This is a genomic window from Lysobacter sp. TAB13, from assembly GCF_052113885.1.
In the GTDB taxonomy this organism is placed as follows: Bacteria; Pseudomonadota; Gammaproteobacteria; order Xanthomonadales; family Xanthomonadaceae; genus Lysobacter; species Lysobacter gummosus.
Map to the genome: position 1 here is coordinate 1 of NZ_JBFRDR010000074.1, position 684 is coordinate 684.

A 684-nucleotide genomic window follows, 5' to 3' on the forward strand; every position below is an offset into this window, starting at 1 on the left:
GCGTCATCCAGAACGGCAAGCTCGCCGCCTTCGGGCCGCGCAATGAGATCCTGACCCCGGCGACGACGCAGGTTGCACCAGCGAGCGCGCCGGCAGCCCCGCTGCGGATGCCGCAGGCCAGTCCCATCGCAGCTCCCTTCAAGCCTGCGCATGAACGGGTGTCGGCATGATCGAGATCAAGACCCTCAAGTCTCCGGCGCCGGGCGCGCCCACCGCGGAGCAGAGCTACCGCAAGATCACGGACGAGGACGCGGCACCGTCGCGCTGGCCGGCGCTGGTCGTGCTCGCGCTGACCGCGGTCGCGATCTACGTCAAGAGCCTCTTCCCCAGCCACGCCAAGTCCGATCTCGGTCCGCCCACTGAGACCCCGGGCGAGGATGCGGCTGGGGGAGGCGCACCGAAGCAGGCGCAGGCCGAGGCCGAGGACAAGGAGGCCGAGGACGAGACCGGSGCGATCAAGAAGGAGGCCGAGGACGAGCAGGCGCTCGGCTCCGGCGGCCAGGCGGTCGGCACGGCCGGGCTTGCCGCCTTTCTCGGCATCGATTCCCCGCCGATCGATTATGAGCAGCTGCCGCTGCGCCGCTTCTCGCCGGCGAAGCTCGAGGATGTTTTTGGCGGCGATCCGGCCAGCAACGACAACCTGACGCTGAGCTCCGGCGGCGGCCTCTCCGGCAGTGCCGGCTC

Annotated in this window: 1 protein-coding gene; it reads left to right on the forward strand. The window is 70.4% G+C overall.

Translation table 11 applies throughout. From position 1 onward, the window contains the following. Window positions 1-166 precede the first annotated feature (166 nt). A partial coding sequence (locus AB4Y92_RS25175; RefSeq protein WP_441822099.1) for a hypothetical protein occupies window positions 167-684 on the forward strand: 518 nt, incomplete at its 3' end.